This window comes from Herbihabitans rhizosphaerae, from assembly GCF_004216555.1.
Lineage (GTDB): Bacteria > Actinomycetota > Actinomycetes > Mycobacteriales > Pseudonocardiaceae > Herbihabitans > Herbihabitans rhizosphaerae.
The window spans coordinates 189,773-210,910 of the sequence record NZ_SGWQ01000005.1; the positions used below are offsets into that span (position 1 = coordinate 189,773).

General features: G+C 70.2%; 23 protein-coding genes. 8 read left to right on the plus strand and 15 right to left on the minus strand.

Annotated elements, in window-relative coordinates; all coding sequences use genetic code 11:
* Nucleotides 1-30: 30 nt before the first annotated feature.
* On the plus strand, nt 31-366 hold the full coding sequence (locus EV193_RS16945; RefSeq protein WP_130345108.1) for an ArsR/SmtB family transcription factor: 336 nt from the start codon (nt 31-33) through the stop codon (nt 364-366).
* Here the strand turns inward: EV193_RS16945 and EV193_RS16950 are convergent.
* Both EV193_RS16950 and EV193_RS16955 read right to left on the minus strand, forming a co-directional pair.
* Entirely contained in the window at nt 363-1,784 is a 1,422-nt protein-coding gene (locus EV193_RS16950; protein WP_130345109.1) for an alpha/beta hydrolase, read from the minus strand. The genes EV193_RS16945 and EV193_RS16950 overlap by 4 nt on opposite strands.
* Nucleotides 1,785-1,837: 53 nt before the next feature.
* Nucleotides 1,838-2,515 carry a hypothetical protein gene (locus EV193_RS16955; protein WP_130345110.1) on the minus strand — a complete coding sequence of 226 codons (678 nt, stop codon included), beginning with the start codon at nt 2,513-2,515 and terminating at the stop codon, nt 1,838-1,840.
* A 47-nt stretch (nt 2,516-2,562) separates the two neighbouring features.
* Between EV193_RS16955 and EV193_RS16960 the strand changes: the two genes are divergently transcribed.
* On the plus strand, nt 2,563-3,030 hold the full coding sequence (locus EV193_RS16960; RefSeq protein ID WP_130345111.1) for a hypothetical protein: 468 nt from the start codon (nt 2,563-2,565) through the stop codon (nt 3,028-3,030).
* 2 nt (nt 3,031-3,032) lie between these two features.
* Here EV193_RS16960 and EV193_RS16965 read toward each other — a convergent pair whose 3' ends face one another.
* On the minus strand, nt 3,033-3,764 hold the full coding sequence (locus EV193_RS16965; protein WP_242613446.1) for a TetR/AcrR family transcriptional regulator: 732 nt from the start codon (nt 3,762-3,764) through the stop codon (nt 3,033-3,035).
* Between the two features lie 97 nt (nt 3,765-3,861).
* Between EV193_RS16965 and EV193_RS16970 the strand changes: the two genes are divergently transcribed.
* The 3 genes from EV193_RS16970 to EV193_RS16980 all read left to right on the plus strand — a co-directional run bounded on the left by EV193_RS16970 (nt 3,862) and on the right by EV193_RS16980 (nt 7,996).
* Nucleotides 3,862-6,138, plus strand: coding sequence for an MMPL family transporter (locus EV193_RS16970; RefSeq protein WP_207222677.1), 2,277 nt, complete (start codon nt 3,862-3,864; stop codon nt 6,136-6,138).
* Between the two features lie 9 nt (nt 6,139-6,147).
* Entirely contained in the window at nt 6,148-6,810 is a 663-nt protein-coding gene (locus EV193_RS16975) for a DUF5753 domain-containing protein (RefSeq protein WP_130345113.1), read from the plus strand.
* Between the two features lie 292 nt (nt 6,811-7,102).
* A complete protein-coding gene (locus EV193_RS16980) occupies nt 7,103-7,996 on the plus strand; it encodes a ribokinase (RefSeq protein ID WP_130345114.1) in 894 nt (297 codons plus the stop codon).
* Here EV193_RS16980 and EV193_RS16985 read toward each other — a convergent pair.
* The 3 genes from EV193_RS16985 to EV193_RS16995 all read right to left on the minus strand — a co-directional run bounded on the left by EV193_RS16985 (nt 7,993) and on the right by EV193_RS16995 (nt 10,020).
* Nucleotides 7,993-8,946, minus strand: a complete 954-nt coding sequence (locus EV193_RS16985; protein ID WP_130345115.1) for an alpha/beta hydrolase — start codon at nt 8,944-8,946, stop codon at nt 7,993-7,995. The two genes, EV193_RS16980 and EV193_RS16985, sit on opposite strands and share 4 nt — an antisense overlap.
* Before the next feature lie 289 nt (nt 8,947-9,235).
* On the minus strand, nt 9,236-9,427 hold the full coding sequence (locus EV193_RS16990) for a hypothetical protein (protein ID WP_130345116.1): 192 nt from the start codon (nt 9,425-9,427) through the stop codon (nt 9,236-9,238).
* An 86-nt stretch (nt 9,428-9,513) separates the two neighbouring features.
* Entirely contained in the window at nt 9,514-10,020 is a 507-nt protein-coding gene (locus EV193_RS16995; RefSeq protein ID WP_130345117.1) for a TetR/AcrR family transcriptional regulator, read from the minus strand.
* A gap of 53 nt (nt 10,021-10,073) precedes the next feature.
* On the opposite strand from EV193_RS16995, the gene EV193_RS17000 reads away from it, so the two are divergent.
* Complete coding sequence (locus EV193_RS17000) at nt 10,074-10,424, plus strand: VOC family protein (protein ID WP_165401380.1); 351 nt, start codon at nt 10,074-10,076, stop codon at nt 10,422-10,424.
* A 27-nt stretch (nt 10,425-10,451) separates the two neighbouring features.
* Here EV193_RS17000 and EV193_RS17005 read toward each other — a convergent pair whose 3' ends face one another.
* From EV193_RS17005 to tdh, 5 genes are all read right to left on the minus strand, one after another.
* Nucleotides 10,452-10,862, minus strand: a complete 411-nt coding sequence (locus EV193_RS17005; protein ID WP_130345119.1) for a PIN domain nuclease — start codon at nt 10,860-10,862, stop codon at nt 10,452-10,454.
* Nucleotides 10,859-11,077: a type II toxin-antitoxin system VapB family antitoxin gene (locus tag EV193_RS17010; RefSeq protein ID WP_242613447.1), complete on the minus strand. Its 219-nt coding sequence runs from the start codon at nt 11,075-11,077 to the stop codon at nt 10,859-10,861. Before EV193_RS17010 ends, EV193_RS17005 begins: the two co-directional genes overlap by 4 nt.
* Before the next feature lie 76 nt (nt 11,078-11,153).
* Complete coding sequence (locus EV193_RS17015) at nt 11,154-12,017, minus strand: SCO6745 family protein (RefSeq protein WP_130345120.1); 864 nt, start codon at nt 12,015-12,017, stop codon at nt 11,154-11,156.
* Nucleotides 12,014-13,195, minus strand: a complete 1,182-nt coding sequence (locus tag EV193_RS17020) for a glycine C-acetyltransferase (RefSeq protein ID WP_130345121.1) — start codon at nt 13,193-13,195, stop codon at nt 12,014-12,016. Before EV193_RS17020 ends, EV193_RS17015 begins: the two co-directional genes overlap by 4 nt.
* Nucleotides 13,176-14,228, minus strand: a complete 1,053-nt coding sequence (gene tdh / locus EV193_RS17025; RefSeq protein ID WP_130345122.1) for an L-threonine 3-dehydrogenase — start codon at nt 14,226-14,228, stop codon at nt 13,176-13,178. The genes EV193_RS17020 and tdh overlap by 20 nt, the downstream gene beginning before the upstream one ends.
* A gap of 100 nt (nt 14,229-14,328) precedes the next feature.
* Between tdh and EV193_RS17030 the strand changes: the two genes are divergently transcribed.
* Nucleotides 14,329-14,952, plus strand: a complete 624-nt coding sequence (locus EV193_RS17030; RefSeq protein WP_130345123.1) for a nucleotidyltransferase family protein — start codon at nt 14,329-14,331, stop codon at nt 14,950-14,952.
* On the opposite strand, the gene EV193_RS17035 is transcribed toward EV193_RS17030, so the two are convergent.
* The 4 genes from EV193_RS17035 to EV193_RS17050 are packed head-to-tail and all read right to left on the minus strand — an operon-like array spanning nt 14,933 to nt 18,581.
* The gene (locus EV193_RS17035) at nt 14,933-15,568 is read right to left on the minus strand and encodes a DUF1707 SHOCT-like domain-containing protein (protein ID WP_242613448.1); all 636 of its coding nucleotides are present in this window, start codon (nt 15,566-15,568) and stop codon (nt 14,933-14,935) included. The genes EV193_RS17030 and EV193_RS17035 overlap by 20 nt on opposite strands.
* 15 nt (nt 15,569-15,583) lie before the next feature.
* A complete protein-coding gene (locus EV193_RS17040) occupies nt 15,584-16,240 on the minus strand; it encodes a response regulator (protein ID WP_130345124.1) in 657 nt (218 codons plus the stop codon).
* Nucleotides 16,237-17,442, minus strand: coding sequence for a MacS family sensor histidine kinase (gene macS, locus EV193_RS17045; protein ID WP_130345125.1), 1,206 nt, complete (start codon nt 17,440-17,442; stop codon nt 16,237-16,239). The genes EV193_RS17040 and macS overlap by 4 nt, the downstream gene beginning before the upstream one ends.
* Nucleotides 17,442-18,581 carry an AI-2E family transporter gene (locus EV193_RS17050; RefSeq protein WP_130345126.1) on the minus strand — a complete coding sequence of 380 codons (1,140 nt, stop codon included), beginning with the start codon at nt 18,579-18,581 and terminating at the stop codon, nt 17,442-17,444. The genes macS and EV193_RS17050 overlap by 1 nt, the downstream gene beginning before the upstream one ends.
* Before the next feature lie 122 nt (nt 18,582-18,703).
* Here EV193_RS17050 and EV193_RS17055 point away from each other — a divergent pair, with 122 nt between their 5' ends.
* Nucleotides 18,704-20,968 (plus strand): translocation/assembly module TamB domain-containing protein, encoded by a 2,265-nt coding sequence (locus tag EV193_RS17055; RefSeq protein ID WP_242613449.1) that lies wholly within the window; start codon nt 18,704-18,706, stop codon nt 20,966-20,968.
* Nucleotides 20,969-21,138: the final 170 nt, after the last annotated feature.

Genomic DNA, 21,138 nt, shown 5'->3' on the forward strand with positions numbered 1-21,138 from the left:
GTACATTGATGGCCGTCGTACAATCGGCACATGGGCGTGCGAGAGGACGAGAAGGACCGCATCCCGTCGCACCCCGACGTCGGGACGGTCACCCTGCAGCAGGTCCTGGAGGCGCTCGTGGACCCGGTGCGCCGCAAGATCGTCAGCGCCCTGTACGCCGCCGACGATGATCTGCGCTGCGGCACGTTCGACCTTCCGGTCAGCAAGTCCACGGCAACACACCACTTCCACGTGCTGCGCGATTCCGGCCTGATCCGCCAGTACTACGTCGGCACGTCCCGCATGAACACCTTGCGCCGCAAGGAGATCGAGCGGCGCTTCCCCGGTCTGCTCGCCGCGGTGGTCGGCCCTGGCCGCGAGGTCTAGCGGGGGTCGGCCGCCGGGCAGTGCGTGCCGGCGGGTGGCAGCACGCCGTCCAGCAGGTACCGGTCGGTGACGCCAGTGGTGCACGCGCCGCGCTCGTACACGCCGTGCCCCGAGCCGTCGTAGGTGACCAGCACGCTGCGCTTGATGTCGCGGTGCACCCCGCGCGCCCACTCGTGACCGGTGGCCGGGTCGTGCCGCGAGTTCAGCAGCAGGACCGGCGGTGCACCGGTGATCACCGGACGGTGCTGCGGATTCGGGATCGCACCCGTCCAGCCGGCGCACAGCGACGCGAACTGCCACACCGGGTGGGTGCGTAGGTGCGGCGCGATCCGGTTGAGCCGCCGCCACTGGTGGCGCCACTGCTCCTCGGAGCGGAACGAGATCGCGTTGTCGTTGCAGAACAGCGTGACGAGTTCCGCCTTGCCCGGCCTCGCCGGCACCGGGGTGCCCTGTCCGTCGGTCAGCGATTTCAGCCGCACGGCGAACTCCGCCCAGCGCGGGCCGGAGAAGGGCTGACGAGTGGAGGCGACCAGATCGAACGGCGTCACCAGCCGCGCCGGTTCGCCCGGCTCGTGCAACTCGCCCCGGCCGGCCCGCTCGTACAGCCGGTCGAACACCGCGCCGACGTCCTGCCCGTGCAGCACGCACGACGGCGTCCGGCGGCACCACGCGGCGAACTGATCGAACGCGTCCTCGCCCGCCCTAGTGGAACTCTCCAACATCGCGCGGGTGCCGAGGTTGTGGTCGAACACGCTGTCCAACACCATGGCGCGCACCCGATCGGGGAACCGTTCGGCGTACATCTGCTGCGCGAGGGTGCCGTAGGACCGCCCGTACAGGCTGATCTTGTGCTCACCGAGTGCCGCCCGGAGCGCGTCGACGTCCCGCGCCACGCTCACGCTGTCCACGTTGTCGATCAGCGCACCGTGCTTGTCACGGCAGCTCGCCCACAGCTTTTCGCTGTACGCCAACACATCCGCGAACCGGGCACCGGTGTCCGGGTCGACGTTCGGCAGCGATCCGGTGAGCGCCGGATCGCACACGAGCGCGCCGCTGCGGCTGGTGCCACGCGGGTCGAAGCTGACGATGTCGAACCGGCTGGTGATCTCCGGCGAGAGCGGTGACTCCCGCAGCAGCCGGCCGACCCCCGAATCCCCCGGCCCGCCGGGGAAGTAGACCAGCGTGCCGATCCGATTCGCCGATGTGGCTTTCCGCCGGGCGACCGCGACCTGGAGCGTCCCACTGTCCACTGTGGACCAATTGACCGGCACGGTCAGCGACGCGCACTCCACGTCGCGGCTGTCCTGGCACGGCTGCCACGCCAGGCCCGGCGCGGGTTGTGCGGCGGCGGCCGGTGCGAGCAACACGGCGGCGCCGGTCGCGATCGCGGCGACGACGGCGGTTCGAAATCGGGGCACAACGCCGAGTCTGGATGGTGATCACCCTCGGCGAATCGGGGTTCTCCCGGAGATCAACCCCGGCTGATCTCCGCACCCGCGGCGTCGGTCTCCAGGCGCGCCAGCGATCCGTCGGCCAACCGCAGTTCGAACCAGCGCGGGCCGTGCTTGCCGAGGCTGGGCTGCATCGGCGGTTTCCACGACACGACGGCCGCCAGCGCGCCTCGGTCCACCTCGAAGGCGCATTCCAGCACGGCGTCCACCGGCCGCTCCGGCAGCGGCGGCCGGCGCAGGTTCGCCGCGAACGACGTCGCCGAGTTCCGCACCAGCTTGCCGACTCCGCGCAGCACACCGGACACCGAGCGCTCCTGCTGCGCGTCGGCCAGCAGCCGCCGGTTCTCCTCGGAGGAGTCGGTCATGTCTCGCAGCCGCAGCACCGCGAGCCGCCGCGAGGTGATCACCAGCCACGCCCGCGACTCGCCCGCCGCCCGGTACACGGCCACTGCCAGGTACGACGGATGCTCACCGCGCACGGTCACATAGCCGGAGACGCCGTCGTCGGTGATCGCGTCGAGTACCCGCTCCACCCGCGACGACGGCACCGGCGCGCCGGCGTCGTCCAGCCCGCGCACCTTGTACTTGTCCTGCAACAGATGCCCGACCGCGGCCAGCGCGGTGATCGTCTCGCCGGCGAGCCACGGTTCGGCGAGTCGCCGCAGCAGGTCGGCCTCGCCCGGCTCCGGGATCGGCATGCGGGCGATAGTCCCACACCGCGTGCGCGATGGTGGACGATCAACCCATGGAGGTCGTCGTTCAGCGGATCCGAACGTGGTGGACCAAGCGGTCACGAGGTGGTGCCGAAGCCGCACGCCGAAACGCGGCCCCGACGGCTTTTCGGCTGCCGATGATGCCGCCGCCGTTCGTGCACGACGTGGTCATGCGCGAGGAAGACGATTTCGAACCGCGGTTCACCACCCACGAGGACCTGGCCGGCGCCGATCTCCTGCTGCGCGAGGAGAACGAGCTGCTGCGGGTGAAGCTGCTCGTGCGGCCGCACAGCGTGCCGCCGCGTCGCCGCCGGCCACCGGCACGGCGGCTGGCCCGAGGGGAATGGTTGCGGTGGCAGGTCAACTACCGATTCTCCGGCTACAGCCTCGACTGGACCTATCGCCTGGACACGCTGAACGTCGGGTACGGCCCGGCACGGGAGGATCTCTTTCTCGGTGACCCGACGCATCACGTCGACGAGCGCGGCACCCTTCGCTGATCTCAGCCGGTGAGCCCGAATTCGCGGACCATTCGCGTGAGCATCGCCTCGAACAGCGGCTCGGCGTCGGAGAACGCGAACGAGAGCTGGCCGAACGCCTCCAGCGCGACATGCCCGTGCAGCCGCGTCCACCCGTCGATCATCAGGTACAGCGCCTCGACGGGCAGCACGTTCTCCTCGACCCGCACGCCCTCCTCGGCCATCGCCTCGATGATCGCCCTGCGGTAGTCCCCCAACTCGTCGAGCAGCGCCGCCGGCACGTCCACCGGCGGCAGCACCAGCCGTCCGTCGGTGAACAGCGGCAGCACCAGCCGCAGGAACACGCGCGCGAACCGGTCGTGCTCGGGCCGCGCGGTGCCCACGCCGACGTCGCCGCGGGACGCGTGGCCCACGTCCGGCGTGGCGAACACCAGCTCGAACTCGGTCGGGTGCGCGAGCGCCCAGCGGCGGAACGCGCGGCACGCGGTGAGCGCGCGCTCCAGGATCGCCTCGGCCGGCACGGCGGCGATCGCCTCGGTCAGCTCGTCGGCCAGATCGCCGCAGATGTCGTCGCACAGCCGGTTCAACAGATCCTCGCGCGATCCGTAGTACCGGTACAGCGCGGGCGCGGTGATCCCGAGGTCGCGCGCGATGGCGCGCAGCGTCACCGCGTGCCGCCCGTGCTCGACCAGCAGTCGCCGCGCGCTGACCCGCACGTTCGGCTCGGTGTCCGTGCGCGTCCTGGACTTCTGCATGGTGACGACCATCCCCGAGCCTTGGAAACACCGTTTTCCTCGCGTATCTTCGGCAGCAAGAGTAAACGGTGTTAACGGGTTGCGCGAGGGTCACGGCATGTTCACCAGATGGGGTTCTTTCGTGCACGCGCGACGGTGGCCGGTGTTGATCATCGTGGCCACCGTCGCGGTGCTCGGCGGCATCTGGGGCGCCGGCGTGTTCGACAAGCTGACCCAGGGCGGATACGAGGCGCCGCACAGCGAATCGATGCGCGCGAGCCAGATCGCCACCGCCGCGCTCGGCCGCACCGGCGGCGACGTCGCGGTGATCTACTCCGCGCCGGCCGGCGGCTCGCTCACCGACCCGGCCACCGCCACCAAGATCGCCGACAAGCTGGCGGCACTCCCGCGTGACGCCGTCAGCAGGGTCGACTCGTACTGGTCCGTGCCACCGGAGGCACGCCAGCAGCTCACCGACACCACCGGCACGCGCGGGCTCGCCGTGATCACGCTGAGGTCCGGCGACAGCAATGGCCAGCTCACCGAGTGGGGCAAGATCAAGGACGGGCTCGCGGTGGACGGCGTGCCGAGCCAGATCGCCGGGTCGGCCGCGATCGGCGACGCGATCAACGAAGCCAGCGAGTCGGACATGGTGCGCGCGGAGATGATCTCCATGCCGCTGGTGCTGATCCTGCTCGTGGTGATCTTCGGCGGTCTGGTCGCCGCCTCGCTGCCGGTGGCCGTCGGCGGCCTGGCGATCCTGGGCTCGCTCGGCGTACTGCGCCTGCTGACCGAGTTCGTCGAGGTCAACTCGTTCGCCGTGAACGTGGCCTCGCTGCTGGGTCTCGGTCTCGCGATCGACTACGGGTTGTTCACCGTGGGCCGGTTCCGCGAGGAGCTCCTCGAGGGGCGCGCGGTGCCCGACGCGGTCCGCCGCACGGTCGGCACGGCCGGACGCACGGTGGCGTTCTCCGCGACCCTGCTCGTACTCGCGCTCGCCGGGCTGCTGTTCTTCCCGCAGCCGTTCCTCAAGTCGCTGGCCTACGGCGGCATGTCCGCGGTGGCGATCGCGGCGATCGTGTCGCTGACCCTGCTGCCGGCCGCACTCGCCGCCCTCGGCACGCGGGTGGACGCGCTGGCCATGCCGTGGCGCGGGAGGCGGGCCCGCCACGCCACCAAGGACACCGGCCGCGGCTGGCGGCGGCTCGCGTGGCGGGTGATGCGGCGGCCGGTGCTCGTCGCCGTGCCGATCCTGGGGCTGCTGTTGCTCCTCGGCGCGCCGTTCCTGGACGTGCGGTTCGGCGAGGTGAACGAGAAGGTCCTGCCCGCCGACCACCCGGCGCGCGCCGCGGCCGAGACGCTCAACCGCGACTTCCCCGGCGCGGCCGGCGACGCCGCCAAGATCGTGCTGCACGGCAAGGACGGCCACGCGCCGGACCAGGCCGCGGCGCAGGCGTTCGCCGAGCAGTTGGCGGGCGTGCCCGGCGTGCACGCGGTCACCCCGTCCGGCGCGGGCGGCGACGTGATCACGATCAGCGCGAAGCTGCCCGGCGCGGCCACCTCCGACGAGGCGGTCGACGCGCTGGAGAAGGTGCGCGCGCTGCCGCCGCCACCGGATACGGACGTGCTCGTGGACGGCATGACCGCGCGCGTGACCGACAGCGTGAACGCGATCGCCGACACGCTGCCGCTGATGATCAGCGTGGTGGTCGGCGCGACGCTGCTGCTGTTGTTCCTCGCCTTCGGTTCGGTGATCCTGCCGATCAAGGCGGTGGTCATGAGCGCGCTGAGCCTGTCCGCGACGTTCGGCGTGCTGGTGTGGATCTTCCAGGACGGGCACGGCGCCGACCTGCTCGGCGTGACACCCGGCCCGCTGGAGGCCGGGATCGTGGTGCTGATGTTCGCCGTCGTGTTCGGGCTGTCCACCGACTACGAGGTGTTCCTCATGTCGCGCATGGTGGAGGCGCGGGCGCGGGGCGAGACGACCGCGCAGGCGGTGGCGACCGGGCTGGAGCGCACCGGCAAGGTGATCAGCGCGGCCGCGGTGCTGCTGATCCTGGTCACCGGCGCGTTCGCGCTGTCCGACGTGGGCATGATGCGCTTCGTCGGCGTCGGCATGATCCTCGCGCTCGCCCTGGACGCCACGCTGGTGCGCATGATCCTGGTGCCGGCGGTCATGCGGATCCTCGGCGACGCGTCGTGGTGGGCGCCCGGCCCGCTGCGCCGGCTGCAACAGCGCGCGAACCTCGGCGAGACGTCGGACGACGACCCACCACCACCTCCGCCGCCGCCACCTCCGCCGCGGTCGCAGTCGCGGTCTCGCGAGCCCGAGCCCGAGCCGTTCGGATGGTTTTCACCCGTTCGGTCTGCGGCTGCCGCCCGGGACGACGGCTAGCGTGGTCGTGTGGCTGAGCGACTGGACGACATGCTGCGGCTCAACCGGCTGGCGCAGGCCGACGACTGGTGGCGCGCCGAGAAGCCGGTCAGACGCGGCTATCCGGCGAGTACCCAGATGGAGTTGGCCGCGGCCGGCATCGACGTCTACGACGCGATGCTGATCCCGCCGGCGCTGCGGACCTTCGAGTTCGCCGAGATCGTGCTGAACAACCAGATCTTCCGGGCCAAGCGGCACGAGCTGGAGATGCTGCCGCAGATGCACGCCGCCCTGCAGGCGCGGCTGACCACCTCGGACGATCCGGTGCGGTATCACGCGATCCTGGACGAGGGTGCGCTGCTGCGCAGTTTCGGCGGCGAGGAGAGCCTCGAGCAGCGGCGGCTCCTGGTCGACCTCGGCGAGCTGCCCAACGTCACCATTCAGGTGATTCCGTTCACCGCCGGCCTGCACCCGCTGTTCGGCCAGCGGATCGCGATTCTGCGGTTCGCCGACCACGAGGACGAGGAACTGGTTCTCGAGCCGACCGGGGCCGGCGACATGTACATGGAGTTCCCCGACGAGGTCCAGCGGCTGCGCACGGACATGGACTTCCTGAAGACCACGGCGCTGTCGCCGGAGGAGTCGGCGCGCCTGATCATGGAGACGAAGTCGTCCAGCCTCAGGAAGAAGTAGGGCACGGCCGAGACCGTGCCACCGGCGCCGATCGCTCGGGGGGCTACGCGAACGGCGCCGGCGGCACGGAGCCCGGCTACGGGCCCCCTGGGCCCGACCGGACCCCATCGCCGCGTTGCCGACGGCGGTGGGCTCCTACCCGGCACCCCGAGAGGTGCCGTGCACTTGAGTCGACGCACATTGTGGCACTTCGGCTCCGATTTGCTACCGAATCGTTCACAGATGCGCACGGTTGCGTGCGCAACGGGGTCTCTCAGAGTGAGCGTTACAGCGAAATGGCAGGCTCTTTCGAGTGACAGCTGACGTGATCGTGGTGGGTTCGGCGAACGCCGATCTGGTCGTGAAGGTGGACCGCCGGCCGGGCGCCGGCGAGACCGTGCTCGGCGGTGATCCGGACGTGCTGCCCGGCGGCAAGGGCGCGAACACAGCGGTCGCGGCGGCCAAGCTGGGCGCACGGGTGGCGCTGCTCGGCGCGGTCGGCACCGACGGCCACGCGGACGTGGTGCTCGGCTCGCTGCGCGCCGCCGGCGTCGGCACCGACCTCGTGCGCCGGGTGGACGCGCCGACCGGGATCGCCTACATCACGATCACGCCGGACGGCGAGAACTCGATCGTCGTGTCGCCAGGTGCGAACGCTCGCGTCGCACCGTCCGATGTGGACTCTTCTGTTCTGGGCCCGATGCTCGTCGGGGCGCGGCTGATGGCGCTGTCGCTGGAGATCCCGCTGCCGGTCGCCGAGTGCGCGGCCGCGGTCGCTGCGGAGGCCGGCGTGCGCGTGGTGCTCAACTTGTCGCCCGTGGCAAGGATTTCCGGCGCGACACTGTCCACTGTGGACCCTCTGGTGGTGAACGAGCACGAGGCCGGCTGGCTGCTCGGCAAGGGCGAGGAGGTCGACCCGCGCCGGCTGCTCGAACTCGGCGTGCGCTCCGCCGTGGTGACCCTCGGCGCACGCGGCGCCGCACTGTCCACAATGGACTCGCCGGACGAGGTGACACACGTCGAGGCGCCCACCGTCACGCCCGTGGACACCACCGGAGCGGGCGACGCGTTCACCGGCGCGCTGCTCGCCGAGCTGGCCGCCGGGGCCGATCTTCGCGCCGCCGTCGAGCAGGCCGTCCGGGTCGCCGCGATCTCGGTGACCCGCCCCGGCGCGCAGCCCTCCTACCCCACCCGCGAGGAACTCTAGAGCCCGAGCGCGCGCTTGATCATCGGCCAGGAGGCGTGCAGCTCGCGCTCCCAGTACGTCCAGTTGTGCGTGCCCGCGCCGTAGAAGTTCGTGGTGACCGGGACGCCGGCGAGGTCGAGCTGACGGACGAAGATCGACGACGAGGCCAGTGCCATCGATTCGTGCGCCTCGAACTCCTGGCCCGGCGGGTCGAGCGGGCCGGGGTTCCCGTCGCCGGCGGACACGTACAGCTGCACGCCGCGAAGGTCGGCCACATGGTTGGCCGGATTGTGCGCGCGCCAGATGTCGTTGTTGGCGACCTCGTCGCCCCACAAGGCGTTCGGGTCGAGGCCCTCGCTCTCGAGGATGCCCTTGATCCCGGCCGGCTGGAGCGGCGCCAGCGTGTCCGGCGAGCCGCTGTAGGACGCCGCCGCGGCGAACATCCCGCGCTTGCGGTACGCGTACGCCATCGCGCCGTACCCGCCGATCGACAAACCGGCGGCCGCGCGTTTCGTGCCCGCCCGGTAGTCGCGCTCGATGATCGAGCGCACCTCCTCGGTGTGGAACGTCTCCCAGTCCGGCTTGTTCGATCCGCCGTTGTTCCACCAGTTCGAGTACATGCCGATCCGCCCGTCGCTGGGCAGCACCACGATCACGTCCTCGTTCGCGGTCAGCTGCTCGACGTCGGTGAAGTGCGTCCACGACTGGTAGTCGAGCGGGTCGCAGCACCCGTGCAGCAGGTAGAGCACCGGCCACTCGCGGGTGGGCTGGTCCACCCAGCGCACCGGCATGAGCAGTCGGACCATCGCGTTGTGCCCGAGTGCTGGCGAGGCGATCTCCAGGTCGACCGTGCGCGTGTCGATCCAGGTGCGGTTGACGACCGTCGGCTCGTCCGGCTCGGCGGTCGCGGACGTGATCGACAGCAGGGCGGCGACTACGGCGATCGCCGCTGCTACGGCGGCTAACCTCATGATCACGGGACGTTAGGGCCGCACCGAATTCGGGTCAACGGCGTGAATCTCGAACGCCCGATTCGTTGTGCGTGAGCAACAGGAACGCGCCCCCGAGCACGCACCACCACACGAACACCTGTGGGTTGTTCGCCCGACACCGAAAGTCGGTTCGACGTTGTACAACGGGTGTCGGGGATCGACACGAGAGGAATGATCGTGGCTTCGAGGTGCATGTCAAGGACATCAACAATGCGGCAGGCAAATTGAGTGAGGCGAAGTCGCCGTCACTTGCCGCCATCTGGGATTACTACATCACCGATTCCTGCTCCGGCTCCGAAGGTGCGATCCGCGAGGGCGCGAAGTTCTGGAGCGGCGCGAACGCAACCGACAAGGTCAGGCCGGCGATGTCATCGGGTGCAATTGGGGCAAGGGAAACAAGATCGCCCTGTCCTTCAAGGCCAGCGATTTCGCGTTGCTCGCCGCGCACGAATTCGGCCACAACTGGCACGGCCACTCGAACGTGAAATGCATGAGTTGGGACAGCGCCGACACGGTGATGTCCCCGACCATGTGCTGACCCGCGGTTCACGAATTCGGGAGCAAGTAAGCCAGTGACGCACGGGCGGCGGTGGCCGGCGTACCGTCGGCCACCGCCAGCAGTGCTGCCCGCAGAGCCGCCGCGAGCACCTGTCCCCCGGCGGTCTGGCGTTTGGGCAACAAGTCCCGCAGCGCGTCGGCGAGCGGGTCGGGGCGCTCGCCGGGCACATACTCGGCGAGGATCCGGCACACCCCGAAGTGGACGGCGGCGTCGAAGGCCACCAGAACGGCGGCTCGGACCGCGGCCCGCCCTCGGCCGCTGACCGCCGCCGCACCGGCCATCCGTTCCACCAGCCTGGTCTCCATCTCACGGCGTACCACCAGGTACAGCTCGAGCTTCGAGCCGAAGTGGTGGTACAGCGAACCCGTGGTCACACCGGCCTTGGTGGCCAGGTCGGCGACCGCGGCGTCCGCGAAGCCGGCCGTCTCGAAGTAGTGCACGGCGGCCTCGACGAGTCGGCGCTTGGCTGTGCCGGGCAGGGCGATGGCGTCCATCGGGCCAGCGTAACGGATTGACGGATTTCCGTAATCCGATTATGTTCGCTGCCATGAAGCTTACGTTCCTGTACCAGCCGGTGAAGGACCTCGACGCGGCCGTCGCGTTCTACCGCGACGTGCTCAAGTTCGACGAGTCGTGGCGTGAGGGTGAGACCACGGCGGCGTTCACGCTGCCCGGCACCGAGATCGAGTTGATGCTGGACGTGCCGCCGGGCGACGGTCCGGAGTGGGCGGCCGGCGGGTTCTACGCCGTGGACAACGTCGACAAGTTCGTCGCCGAGCATCCCGAGATCGACTGGGTCGGCGACGCCTTCGACATGCCGGGTGGCCGCAGCGCCGCCTTCCGTGACCCGGCCGGCAACTGCGTGCACCTGTTCGACCAGAGCGCGCCAGTGACGTGACGGAGTCCTGAACCGTGATCCGGCGGGTCAGATGTCGGTGACCCGCCGGACCGGCTGCCCGGTCACCGTCGCCACGGTGCTGAAATCGTTGTCGTCGCACAGGATTGTGAGCCTGGTGAGTTCGGCGGTCGCCGCGATGAGCAGGTCGACAGCCCCAGCGGACCGGTGTCGACCGGTCTCGGTGAGCCGCTGCTGCACCTCCTCGGCACGCTCCCAGACGCGTTCGTCCATTGGCACCCAGCCGAACAGATCACGGAGCAGCTGCCGCTTCTCGAGCCGATCGGCCAGTGAACGCGCCGAGTAGAGGAATTCCACCTCGACCGCGGGACACGTCGCGATCACGCCTGCCTCGAGCGTGTCCGCCCACGCCTGCCGCAACGGGGCCCGCAGAATCCGGAAGATCGCCGACGTGTCTACCAGGTAGAGCGCCGGGGTCACCTGCGGTAGGCCGCCTTGTTGCCGATGAACTCATCGAAGTCGCCACGGTCGGCCATCTCGGCCAGTCTGGCAAGGGCGCGCTGTCGTACGAGCCGCTGACTTACTTCACGAAGTGCTGCGTTCACGGTGTCCTTCTTCGTCTTGGTTCCGAGGACCTCGGCGGCTGACTCCAGCGCCTCCTGGTCGATTTCGATTGGGGTCTTCACCATCGTCATGACCACTCATCCTCAGCTCGTTCCAAGACCCTGGAGGGAGGATATCACGGATATCTCGGTGGGGTGTCTTGGACGTCTAGCCTCGCGGTAGGCCCACCGGGTTCGGGTACGGCATGAACCCCGAGGCCGCGATCGCTTCCCCGGCCGGGCGCAGCGCGGCGACCACCGCGTCGACGCCGTCCTCACCCAGTGCCGCCAGTCCGCCGGACCAGCTGCGCTCGTCGGTGCGCGCCTCGACCTCGGCCACCAGCGCGCGGCCGGCGTCGGTCAGCTCGGGCGTCTCACCCTCGGTGAGCAGCCCGCGTGCCGCCAACCGCGCGGCCGCCGCCGCCCAGTCCGCCTCGGACAAGCCGCGCGCGGTCCGAAACATCGCGGGCGGCAACTTCTTGGCCGGGGCCTGCAACACGTGCGCGGACACCCCGTCGACGCCCGCCGCCACCAGTGCGGCGACATGCCCGTCACCGCGGTGCTCGCGCACCGTCGTGGTGACCTGCCACAGCCGCTCGACCTGCCCGTCCGGCTCCGGCAGCTCGGCGTTCGCGGCGAACAACGGCCGCCCGGTGCCGTCCAGCCCGGCGATCACCGGCGCCAGCAGATCGGCCGCGCGACGGCCGGCCTCGTCGTCGACACCCAGCTCGCGCAGGGTGCCGGCGGACAGGGCCAGCCTCGCCTCAAGGCACGCCTCGGGCGTCGCGAACCGCCATGCGTCCGGCACCGCCCGGCGCACCATCACGGGGTGGAAGCCGGCGAACGTCGCGGCCACCACCCCCGGGCCGACCGGCCCCATCGGCGCGGCCCGGAACGCGAAGTAGGTCATCCAGAAGCCCTTGAGGCCGATCGCCTGGCCGGCCGACTTCACCTCCGGCGTGAAGTAGCCAACCGCGTGCACCGGTTCGATCGCGGCCCACAGCCGGCGCGCGGGATGTACCTCCGCGTTCACGCGGCCAGCTCGTCGCGGACGGCGATGAACGCGTCCACCGCGCGGTTCACGTCCTCGGTCGAGTGCGCGGCCGACATCTGCGTGCGGATCCGCGCCTTGCCGTGCGGCACTACCGGATACGAGAAGCCGATCACGTAGATTCCCTTGCCCAGCAAGGCATCCGCCATCCGTGCCGCCTCCGCCGCGCCGCCGATCATCACCGGGATGATCGCGTGCTCACCCGGCAGCAGATCGAACCCGGCCTCGGTCATCCGCGAGCGGAACAGCGCCGTGTTCGCGCGCAGCCGGTCCAGCAGCTCGGCGGACGAATCCAGCAGGTCCAGCGCCGCGAGTGCCGCCGAGGTGATCGAGGGCGCCAGCGAGTTGGAGAACAGGTACGGGCGCGAGCGCTGCCGCAGCACCTCCACGATCTCCGCGCGGCCCGAGGTGTACCCGCCGGACGCGCCACCCAGCGCCTTGCCCATCGTGCCCGTGTAGATGTCGATCTTGTCGCCGACGCCGAAGTGCTCCGGCGTGCCGCGACCGGTCTTGCCCATGAACCCGACCGCGTGCGAGTCGTCCACCATCACCAGCGCGTCGTACTTCTCAGCGAGGGCAACGATTTCGTCCAGCGGCGCCAGGTAACCGTCCATGGAGAACACGCCGTCGGTGGCGATCAGCCGGTACCGCGCGCCGGCCGCCTCGACCAGCTTCGCCTCCAGGTCGGCCATGTCCCGGTTGCGGTACCGCGCGCGCTTGGCCTTGCACAGCCGAATGCCGTCGATGATCGACGCGTGGTTCAGCTCGTCGGAGATCACCACGTCCGCCTCACCGAGCAGCGTCTCGAACAGCCCGCCGTTCGCGTCGAAGCACGAGCTGTACAGGATCGTGTCGTCGGTGCCGAGGAATTGGGAAATCCGCTTCTCGAGTTCCTTGTGCGGCGCCTGCGTGCCGCAGATGAACCGCACCGAGGCCATGCCGAAACCCCAGTCGTCCAACGCCTTGCCGGCCGCCTCGATCAGCACCGGGTGGTCGGCCAGGCCGAGGTAGTTGTTCGCGCAGAAGTTGAGGAACTCGCCGTCACCGACCTTCACCTCGGCCTTCTGCGGACTCGCGATGACGCGTTCTTCCTTGTACAGCCCGGCATTCCGGATCTCCGCGAGGGTCTCCCGCAGATCGTCACGCATCGCGCCGAACATCAACACTCCCTGTCCAGTCGAGGATGATCTTCCCGCAGCGGCCGTCGCGCGCGGTGGCGAACGCGTCCGCGAAATCGGTGTAGTGGAACCGGTGGGTGATCACCGGAGAGAGGTCCAGCCCGGCCTGGAGCAGGACCGACATGTTGTACCAGGTCTCGAACATCTCCCGGCCGTAGATGCCCTTGATGGTGATCATCTTGAGCACCACGGACGACCAGTCGATCGCGATCTCGTTCGCCGGCAGGCCGAGCATGGCGATCCGGCCGCCGTGCGTCATGTTCGCGATCATCTCGCGCAGCGCGGACGGCTGGCCGGACATCTCCATGCCCACGTCGAAGCCCTCGGACATGTCCAGCTCGGCGTACACGTCGGCGATCTTGTGCGTGCTCACGTCCAGCGCCAGGTTCGCGCCGATCTTGCGGGCCAGGTCCAGCCGCGGCTCGCTCACGTCGGTCACCACCACGTGCCGCGCGCCGGCGTGCCGGGCCACCGCCGCCGCCATCAGGCCGATCGGGCCGGCGCCGGTGATCAACACGTCCTCACCGAGCACCGGGAACGCCAACGCCGTGTGCACCGCGTTGCCGAACGGGTCGAAGATCGCCGCGACGTCCAGGTCGACCTCGTGCTTGTGCACCCACGCGTTCTGCTCGGGCAGCACCGCGTACTCGGCGAACGCGCCGTCGACGTGCACGCCGAGGCCGCGCGTGTTGGCGCACAGGTGACGGCGGCCGGCCTTGCAGTTGCGGCACGTGCCGCACACCAGATGGCCCTCGCCGGACACCAGATCGCCGACCTTCACCTTGGTGACGTTCGCGCCGGTCTCCACGACCTCGCCGACGAACTCGTGCCCGATGATCAGCGGCGAGGAGATCGTCTTCGCCGCCCAGTCGTCCCAGGTCTCGATGTGCAGGTCGGTGCCGCAGATCCCGGTTCGCGCGACCTTGAGCACCACGTCGTCCGGCCCCGGGGTCGGGTCCGGCATGTCGGTCAACTCGAGTCCTGGGCCCTGGACGACCTTGGCCAGTGCCTTCACGACTTCCTCCGTTCAACGCGCACGGGTCACGCGCCTGCCTCAACGATGTCATGCGCCCGCGCGGCCGCGCACCGGAGGAACGGATTGCTAGAAATGGGTCATGCGGATCGGCCGACTCCCGGTGACCGAGCAACTCGAGGCACTCCGGGAGGTTCTGACCCGCAACGAGGCGTTGACCGAGGTCCTGTCACGTGCCGCGACGCTCGATCTCCCGGGTTGGTACCTGACCGCCGGGTGCGTCGTCCAGACGGTGTGGAACGTGGTCACCGACCGGCCACCGGCCAGGGCCATCAAGGACTACGACCTGTTCTACTTCGACGATTCCGATCTCGGCTGGGACGCTGAGAACGAGGTCATTCGGGCCGCCGCGGACACATTTCGCGATGTTCCGGTCGACGTCGAGGTCCGCAACGAGGCACGCGTGCACCTCTGGTACGAGGACCACTTCGGCGTGCCGTGTCCGCCCCACACGTCAACCGAGGCGGCCATCGACTCGTTCGCGGCGACCACGTGTTGCGTCGGTGTCCGCCTGGAACGTGGCGACCGGTGGCGCGTGTACGCGCCGCACGGTCTTGCCGACGTCTTCAATCTCGTCGTCCGGCCCAACCCGGTGCTCGCGCCGCGTGGTGTCTACGAGGCGAAGACGAAACGCTGGCTCGAGCACTGGCCCGAACTCACCGTGCTGCCCTGGCCGGGTCCGGGTGTCACCTACGGTCCCAGGTGATCTTCCACGGGAAGCGGATCAGCATCGGGCCGATCCGGATGTAGCTCGGGCGCCTGATCTTCACCGTGCCCGCGCGCACGTCGCCGGTGAGCACGAAGTGCGGCCGCGCGCCTTCCCGGAAGCCGACCTTGTCCTCGATCTTGCCCGCGGTCACCTCGACGTCGTTGGCGTCGATCGAACAGTTCGGCGGCATCAGCATGATCACCGAGCCGGCCGCCACGTCCAGGTCGATGTGCACCTGGTCGTGCTCGATCTCCGCCTCGGTGAAGTCCAGCTCGGTGGAGCCCATCTTGTTGCGCACGGTCAGCTCGCGCGGCACGTACCAGCGACCAACCCGCTGAATCTTCGACATCGTGTTGCGCAGTTCGAGCGACTCGCGGCGCGGCACGGCGGGCGCGGTGTCCCGGTGCACGACTCCGGGCAGATCCACGAGCACGGCGTTCAGCTCGGCCCGGGTGCGCGCGGCCAGCGCCTTGTCGGTCCGCTCGGTGAACTCGTCGAGAGTCAGCGTGCCCTGGCCGATGGCCTTCTGTAACAGGGACACCACATGCTCGCGCTCGGCGTCGGACACCCGCATGTCTTTCGGGTCGACCGGCTGCGGTGCTGCTTCGTTCACGGGTACACCGTATTCCTATGCGTCCGGTTCCTGGTCGAGCCCGTGCTCGATCGCGTACCTGGCCAGCTCCACGCGATTGTGCAGCTGGAGTTTCCGCAGCGTGTTCTGCACGTGGTTCTCCACCGTGCGGTGCGACAACACCAGCTTGTCGGCGATCTGGCGCGCGGTCAGTCCTTTGGCGACCAGCCGCAGCACCTCGGTCTCCCGGTCGGTGAGCTTCGGCGCCTGCTCGTCGCCCTCGGGTGCGGCCGCCATCCGCCGGTACTCGCCGAGCACCAGGCCGGCGAGACCCGCCGTGAACACGGTGTCGCCGGCCGCCGTGCGGGTCACCGCGTCCACCAGCTCCTCGACGGAGGCGGACTTCACCAGGTACCCGGACGCGCCGGCCTTCACCGCTTCGAGCACGTCGTCGTGGTCGCCGCTCGCGGACAGCACCAGCACCCGGGTGCCGGGCAGTTCGCCGGTGAGCTGGCGGGTCGCGTCCACGCCGGAGGAGCCGGCGAGGTTCAGGTCCATCAGCACCACGTCCGGCTGGACCGTGCGCGCGATCCGCACCGCCGACGGGCCGTCCGCCGCCGTGGCCCGCACATCGAAACCGCGTTCCCCCAGGTCGCGGGCCACTCCGTCGCGCCACATCGGATGATCGTCGACAACCATCACCGACACCGTCATGCTCGCGCACCCCCGTCGCGTCGAGTCAATCGGTTCATCAGCGCCCGCCACCGCGTGGGCACCGGCTCGGCCGCGCGCGGCAGCCGCACCTCCCACTCGGTCCCCGCGTCGGGCGCGGTCTCCAGTGTGATGGTGCCACCGAGATCGTCTACCCGACCGCGAATCGATCGCGCTACACCCATTCGGCCCTGTTGTGCCGCCGCATCGAGCCGGCCCGGCGCGATACCCACACCGTCATCGCGCACGCTCACCACGACCTCGTCTCCCACGTCCTCCAACAACACCCACGCGCGGGCGCTCGGCCCCGCGTGCTTGTGCACATTCTCCAATGCCTCGCGAACCAGCCACGCCAGCTCCACCACCACGGGCGCCGGCAGCATCACCGGAGTGGCCGGCGCGGACACCTGAACCCGGCCGCTGGCCAGCATCTGCAGGTGCGGGCGCACGTCGGAAGTACCGTCCGCGTTGGACTCCGGCGCGGTGGTGGACACCAGCGAGCGCAGCGCCACCTCCTGCTCACCGGCCAGCCGGCCGATCTCCCCGGCCTCGCCGCCCACCTCCGAGCCGCGCCTGCGCACCCGGGCCAGCACCTGGAGCACGCTGTCGTGGATCGAGCGGGCCAGCCGTTCCCGCTCGGCGGTGGCCGCCTCCGCGCGCAGCGCCAGCCGCAGCCGCTCGTCGGAGCGGCGCACCGCGGTGGACGCCATGCCGATCAGCAGGCCGGCGGCGATCAGCAGCACCGCGTCGCGCACCACGTCGGTGTTGATCGCCTGGCGGGCGATCCCGTTGGCCACGGCGACCACGAGCCCGCCGGCCACACCGGCCACCCGTCCGCCGACCACCCCGGCCGCGACCGGCGGCACGCTCGCCCACACCGTGGTCACCAGTGGGGTGATCGCGGCGTGCTGTGCGGGCGTGAGGATCCACGCCGACGAGGCCACCAGCACGCTGGTGACCAGCACGTCGGCGATCGCGCCGATCGGCCGGCGGCCCCACTCGGCGAGGTTGGCCGCCGTGGCGAACACGGTCCACACGGTCATCGCGCCGAGCACGATCCAGCCGAGCGTGGGGCGCGCGTAGTCGTCGTGGTGCACGATCACGGCGGCCAGCGCGAACAGGTAGGTCAGGACTCGCAGGCCCGCGGTCCCCACCCACATCGGCGTGACCGGATCGCGGGTCAGTACCGATCTTTCCGCGCGCATCAGCCGCCCTTGGGTTCAGCCGCTTCGTCGGAGGTCACGTCCACCTCTTCGGGCTGCTGCTCCCGGCTGGACAGCAGCGACCGGATGCCGGAGTTGAGCACCGCCAGCAGCGGCACGGCCAGCAGCGCGCCGGCGATACCGGAGGCAATCACCCCGGCGCCGATCGCCAGCACCACGGCCAGCGGGTGCAACTGAACCGCCCGGCCCAGCAGGATCGGCTGCAGGATGTGGCTCTCCAACTGCTGCACGCCCACCACGATGGCCATCACCACCAGCGCCGGCACGAACCCGAGGGTGACCAGCGCGACCAGCACGGCGACCGTGCCGGCCACCACCGCACCGATGATCGGGATGAACGCGCCGAGGAACACCAGCGCGGCCAGCGGCACGGCCAGCGGCACGTCGACGATCAGCAGCCCGACGCCGATGCCGACCGCGTCCACCACGGCGACCAGCGCGGTCGCGCGCACGTAGCTGACCAGCGAGGCGAACCCGCGGCGGCCGGCGACGTCGACCCGGTCCCGCACGTTGGTCGACATGACCTTGACGAAGAACCGCCACATGCCGTCGCCGTCGTACAGGAAGAAGATCAGGATGAACAGGGTCAGCAGCAGCCCGGTGAGCACCTCGCCGACCGTGGCGGCGGTGCTGATCGCGCCCGTGGTGATGGTGTCCTGGTTCTCCTTGATCGTCTTGATCGCGGTGTCCAGCGCGGACTGGATCTGCTCCTGATTGAGGTGCAGCGGCCCGGTGGCCAGCCAGTTCTTGATCTGGTCGAGGCTGTCGGCGACCTTGTCCTGCAGATCGGGCAGTCCGGCGCTGAACTGGCTGATCACGAACGTCAGCACGCCGCCGACCAGTGCCAGCCCGACGATCATGATGATCGCGGTGGCCAGTCCGCGCGGCACCTTCCACCTGACCAGGCGCGACACTCCCGGCGCCATCAGCGCGGCGAGCAGCAGCGCGATCGCGATCGGGATGGTCAGGTGCGAGAAGTACCCGACCAGCCAGACCAGCACCCACAGCGCGGCGATCACGGCGATGAACCGCCATGCCAGTGCCGCGCCGATGCGCATCCCGTTCGGCACGTATCCGGTCACGTCGACGAGGGGCGCCGTCTTCCGCGATGTGTTCTTCATCGCGGTCACGGTATCGGTAGGGGACCCCACCTGTGCACAGGAATCTGATCTCATTCAGGACAGAAATCGACTACTCTATGAGGTACACTCGAACACGTAGAGTGAACACCGCAGGAGGGGACTTGTTCAAGTACGTGGGGCCGGAGGAGCTCACCGACACCGAGCGGGAGCTCTGCCGTGCGTTCACCCGCGGCGACCAGCTCGACCTCTCCGACCGCGAGGACCGCCAGATCCGCGGCGGCGTGCTCGCTGCGCTGCTGACCGACAGCTACCCGGGCACCGGGCAGGGGCTGGCCGCGCTGCACCTCGTCGGCGCCACGATCACCGACTCCATGGACGTCACCGGCCGCACGATCAAGTACCTGATCGACATGGAGCGGTGCGTCTTCGAGCGGTCGGTCGGCGTGGCCATGGCCAAGCTCGTGGGGCTGCGCATGTCCGGGTGCCACGTGCAGGGCTTTCGCGGGCAGAACGTCACCGTGGAGAGCGACCTGCGCCTGGAGGCCGGGTTCACCAGCCGCAAGTTCGTCGACCTCACCGACGCGCGGGTGCGGGGCACGCTCCGGCTGGAGGGCGCGATCCTGGACGGCGGCGGCCGGCCCGCGTTCCTCGGCGCACGGCTGCGGGTGACCGGCTCGGTGCAGGCCATCGCCATGCGCGCGTTCGGCGAGGTGCGCCTGCGCGGGGCGCACATCGGCGGGAACCTGCACTTCACCGGCGTCAAGCTGAGCAACCCCGGCCGCACCGCGCTGGAGGGCACCGGCCTGATCGTGGACGGCAACCTGATGTGCGACCAGTCCGGCGGCGGGCGGTTCGAGTCGGAGGGCCGGATGCACCTCGCCGGCGCGAACATCGGCGGCGCGGCGGTGTTCTCCGGTGCGCTGCTGCACGGCGCGGACGGCGACGCGGGGCCGGCCGTCGTGCTGCCGCGCGGGCGGATCGTGGACTCGGTGGTGCTGGCGGCCGACCGGTTGAAGGTGGACGGCGACCTGCGGCTGGACGCCGGGTTCACCGCCACCGGCACGGTCGGCCTGCGCGGCGCGGAGATCGGCGGGCACCTGCAACTGTCCGGCGCGACCGTCGGCCGCGCGGAGTGGATCGAGCCGCTGGCCGAGGCGTCCGCGGCCGGGCACGCGGTGGACGCGGTGCCGGTGGCGCTGGTCGCCGACGGCATCCGGGTCGGCGGTGACGTGGAGGCGCGCGGCGCGCGCAAGGGCTCGCTGCGCAACGGCGAGATCGTCGGCGAGGAGAACACCACCGACGCGCTGAACGCCTACGGCCAGGTGCGCCTGGTCGACGCGCACGTGCGCGGCAGCGCCAGCTTGTCCGGCGCGCGGCTGATCGGGCCGGCGATCGACGTGCTGTTCGCCGACCGGCTCACCATCGGCGGGACGCTGTTCCTGCGCCGGCTGTCCGCGCGCGGCTCGGTGCGCATGCAGAACGCGCACGTCGGGTCCACGCTGGACTGCTCGGGCGCCGATCTGACCGAGCCCCGGCTGCGCGCCGACGACTCGATCAAGCCGTCGCTGGACCTGCGGGTCGGCACGATCGGCAAGGACCTTCTGTGCAGCTACGGGTTCCGTGCGGTCGGCGGCGTGCGGGCGCGGCTGGTCGAGGTCGGCAAGATCGCCACCTTCGCCGACGCGCGGCTGGGCATGGAGGAGCCGCCGACGTCCGGCAGGACGCGGAACCCGCTGGCGCTGAACGCCTACGGACTGTCCGCCCAGCAGCTGATCCTCACGTTCCCGAAGGGCCGGGCGCCGGCTGGCGGCGTGCTGCTCACCCGCGCGCGCGTGGTGTCGTTCGTGGACGGCGCCGAGCTGTGGGCGGCCAGCGGAGGCGTCGAGGTCGAGGACTTCACCTACGACGCGATCGAGGCGCGTCCCGAGGTGGCCGTGTCCGTGCGGCTGGCCTGGATGCGCACGGTGCAGCCGGACTTCGCGCCCGGCCCGTACGAGCGGCTCGCCCAGGTGTACCGGGACGGCGGCGACGAGGAACGCGCCCGCCAGGTGCAACTGGAACGGCAGCGCAGGCGGTACGCCGAACTCGGGCCGGCCGGGCGGCTGTGGGGGTTCATGCAGGAGTGGACGGTCGGCTACGGCTACCGCCCGTGGCTGGCGATGGTGTGGCTCGCCGTGTTCTGGGTGTTCGGCACGCTGTGGTTCCTCGGGCACGAGATGGTCAAGCTGGACAACGACCAGAACCCGGCGTGGAGCCCGCCGATGCTGTCGCTGGACCTGCTGGTGCCCATCGTCGACCTGGGCCAGGACCGGATGTGGCGGATGACCGGCGCGTCCCAGTGGATCTCCGGCGTGCTGATCGCGCTGGGCTGGGTACTGGCCTCGACGGCGGCCGCCGGCGCGACCCGGGTACTCAAACGCAATTGATCACGGCCTGTGCGGCTGGCTGTGGATAAGTTGTGAGTTGCAAGTTGCAGAACCTGCGTCGACTGCGCTGAGTTGCCTGTGGAAACACGCTGCGTAGTTCACACGATCGGGGCAACTGTTCGTGTCACGCGTGCATAACGACCGCGATCACTGCCAGTCTCTCGTCTGCG

Bases quoted from the DNA above. Each gene is read 5' to 3' on its own strand.
- EV193_RS16945 (WP_130345108.1), top strand. From the start codon at position 31: ATGGGCGTGCGAGAGGACGAGAAGGACCGCATCCCGTCGCACCCCGAC.
- EV193_RS16955 (WP_130345110.1), bottom strand. From the start codon at position 2,515: ATGCCGATCCCGGAGCCGGGCGAGGCCGACCTGCTGCGGCGACTCGCC.
- EV193_RS16960 (WP_130345111.1), top strand. From the start codon at position 2,563: ATGGAGGTCGTCGTTCAGCGGATCCGAACGTGGTGGACCAAGCGGTCA.
- EV193_RS16965 (WP_242613446.1), bottom strand. From the start codon at position 3,764: ATGCAGAAGTCCAGGACGCGCACGGACACCGAGCCGAACGTGCGGGTC.
- EV193_RS16970 (WP_207222677.1), top strand. From the start codon at position 3,862: ATGTTCACCAGATGGGGTTCTTTCGTGCACGCGCGACGGTGGCCGGTG.
- EV193_RS16985 (WP_130345115.1), bottom strand. From the start codon at position 8,946: ATGAGGTTAGCCGCCGTAGCAGCGGCGATCGCCGTAGTCGCCGCCCTG.
- EV193_RS16995 (WP_130345117.1), bottom strand. From the start codon at position 10,020: ATGGACGCCATCGCCCTGCCCGGCACAGCCAAGCGCCGACTCGTCGAG.
- EV193_RS17000 (WP_165401380.1), top strand. From the start codon at position 10,074: ATGAAGCTTACGTTCCTGTACCAGCCGGTGAAGGACCTCGACGCGGCC.
- EV193_RS17010 (WP_242613447.1), bottom strand. From the start codon at position 11,077: ATGACGATGGTGAAGACCCCAATCGAAATCGACCAGGAGGCGCTGGAG.
- EV193_RS17020 (WP_130345121.1), bottom strand. From the start codon at position 13,195: ATGTTCGGCGCGATGCGTGACGATCTGCGGGAGACCCTCGCGGAGATC.
- EV193_RS17030 (WP_130345123.1), top strand. From the start codon at position 14,329: ATGCGGATCGGCCGACTCCCGGTGACCGAGCAACTCGAGGCACTCCGG.
- EV193_RS17040 (WP_130345124.1), bottom strand. From the start codon at position 16,240: ATGACGGTGTCGGTGATGGTTGTCGACGATCATCCGATGTGGCGCGAC.
- macS (WP_130345125.1), bottom strand. From the start codon at position 17,442: ATGCGCGCGGAAAGATCGGTACTGACCCGCGATCCGGTCACGCCGATG.
- EV193_RS17050 (WP_130345126.1), bottom strand. From the start codon at position 18,581: ATGAAGAACACATCGCGGAAGACGGCGCCCCTCGTCGACGTGACCGGA.